We start from the raw sequence: 2551 nt of genomic DNA, 5'->3' as shown, positions 1-2551 counted from the left end.
CCGATTTCCAGAATCGCGTTCACGACTCCAGAATTCATGTTCACGACACCAGAATCGTAACGGTAACGTAACTATTTCCCTTTCTTAAGCATTGATTTCGTTCAACTTGTGCCGCTCCCCTTAACTCTCAATCAAAAGGAGCAGCGGCCATGCCAATGGAAACGAGGTTACCAATGCGTAAAATCAGGGACATCTTGCGACTCCGGTTCGAGTGCCGGTTAACCATCCGACAGATCTCTGTCAGCCTCAGAATCAGCACGGGTGTCATCACCAAATACCTGAACCTGTTCAGTGAATCCGGGCTGAGCTGGCCACTGCCGAATGAGATGGACGATACGTCACTGATCAACCAGCTCACTCCTGAAGCCATTAACCGCCGATATCAAGGGCTGATTGATCCTGACTGGATCGATATTCACCGTTCCCTCAAGCAAAAGGGAATGACCAAACAGGTGCTCTGGGAGGAATACTGTGACGTTTACCCCCACAGCCATTACAGCTATGCCCAGTTCTGCCATCGCTACAATGAGTGGCGCAAAAAGCAGAAACGCTCCATGCGCCAGGAGCACCGGGGCGGCGAAAAACTGTTTATCGACTATGCGGGTCTGACCGTCCCCATTGTCAGCCGTGAAACCGGCGAAACCGCGCCAGCACAGATCTTTGTTGCCGTGCTGGGGGCATCCAGCTACACCTATGCTGAAGCCAGCTGGACCCAGGGCCTGCAGGACTTTCTCTGCTCCCAGGCCCGGGCGTTTCAGTTCTTTGGCGGCGTGACCCAGTTGCTGGTTCCGGATAACCTGCGCAGCGCAGTATCCAAAGCCTGCCGCTACGAGCCACAGATCAACCGGAGTTACCAGCACCTGGCCGAACACTTTGGCACCTCCATCATGCCTGCCAGGCCTTACAAGCCGAAAGATAAGGCAAAGGTAGAGGTCGCCGTGCAGGTCGTTGAGCGCTGGATATTAATGCGCCTGCGCCATACTACGTTCTTCTCGCTGGCGGAGCTGAACCAGGAAATACGACGCCTGCTGGAAGACCTCAACAACCGACCTTTCAAGCAGCAACCCGGTTGCCGTCGTACGCTGTATGAGCAGCTGGATCAACCGGCGCTCAGGCCCTTACCCCGGGAGGCATTTGAATACATCGAATTCAAGTATGCCCGGGTCAATATTGACTACCACGTGCAGTATGGAAACCACTCCTACTCAGTGCCCCATCAGCTGGTGCGTGAGCAGGTGGAAATCCGGGCAGGACAGCAACTGGTGCAGATCTTCTACAAGGGGAAGCCGGTAGCCAGCCATCCCCGCAAATGGGGAACCGGCTTCACCACCCGCACAGAGCATATGCCAGAGCGCCACCAGAAACAGCAGCAGTGGACACCGGGACGACTCCTGAACTGGGCGAAAAAGCTGGGCCCCGACGTCCTGTGGTTTACTCAGCAACTGCTCGATAGCAAAGAGCATCCGGAACAGGCTTACCGTGCCTGTCTTGGACTGCTCAACATGGAGCGTGAATACGGCGCTGACCGATTGAATGCGGCCTGCCACCGGGCCAGAAACACCGGTGGTCGGCGAGTTGCTAATGTCCGTTCGATCCTCCAGTCCGGATTAGACAAAATCCCGCTGAACAAGGCAGAAACCAGCGACGATGATCGTGTGACCAGAAGCCATGAAAACATTCGCGGCGCCAGCTTTTACCAGTGAGGAGCGAGACCATGATCAATCAAAACCTGACTCGCCTTCGCAGCCTGCGCCTGGGAGGCATGGCGGATGCCCTGAACCTGCAGAGTGAGCAACCCGGCACCTATGAAGGGCTCAGCTTCGAAGAGCGGCTGGCCCTGCTTATTGACCAGGAGGACGCGGACCGCAGCAACAAACGACTGGCCCGGTTACTGAAAGCCGCTCGTTTCAAACTGGCAGCCACCCTGGAGGATATTGATTATGAGCAGCCCCGGGGGATTACCCGTTCCCAGATGGCCTCACTGATACCGGGTGAGTGGCTGAGCAAAAACCAGAACCTGCTGATCACCGGACCCTGTGGAACTGGCAAAAGCTGGCTTAGTTGCGCCTTTGGCCACAGTGCCTGCCTGCGCGGTTACAGTGTGCGCTACTACCGGACCTCCCGGTTGCTGGAAGCCATGACCATTGCTCACGGTGATGGCAGCTACAGCAAGCTCCTGCAGCAACTGGCGAAAGTCAATTTGCTGATACTGGACGACTGGGGGCTTGAGCCCCTGACCCAGAGCCAGCGCAATGACCTGTTGGAGATTATGGATGACAGGCATAACCAGAGTTCTACCATCGTCACTAGCCAGCTACCGGTATCGAAGTGGCATGACAGCATCGGTGACGCGACGCTGGCTGATGCCATTCTGGACCGGCTGATTCATAACGCCCACCGGTTGGAACTCAAGGGAAAGTCCATGAGAAAAAATCAGACCAAAACTGGAGGGTCGTGAACACTCAGGCTACAAATAAAGGAGGGCAGTGCTTGGGTAAGCGGAGGTGTTCACGCTTACCAGAATTAGCGTTCACGTTTACCAGAATATGCA

General features: G+C 55.5%; 2 protein-coding genes. Both read left to right on the top strand.

The window, feature by feature from the left end; translation table 11 throughout:
• Positions 1-173: 173 nt before the first annotated feature.
• On the top strand, positions 174-1703 hold the full coding sequence (gene istA / locus ACO6UY_RS24390; RefSeq protein ID WP_422444748.1) for an IS21 family transposase: 1530 nt from the start codon (positions 174-176) through the stop codon (positions 1701-1703).
• A gap of 11 nt (positions 1704-1714) precedes the next feature.
• Positions 1715-2458: an IS21-like element helper ATPase IstB gene (gene istB / locus ACO6UY_RS24385; protein ID WP_422444680.1), complete on the top strand. Its 744-nt coding sequence runs from the start codon at positions 1715-1717 to the stop codon at positions 2456-2458.
• Positions 2459-2551 lie beyond the last annotated feature (93 nt).

It is taken from the genome of Endozoicomonas sp. ALE010 (assembly GCF_049310165.1).
Taxonomy (GTDB): Bacteria; Pseudomonadota; Gammaproteobacteria; order Pseudomonadales; family Endozoicomonadaceae; genus Endozoicomonas.
This window is presented reverse-complemented; position numbering and strand designations above follow the sequence as displayed.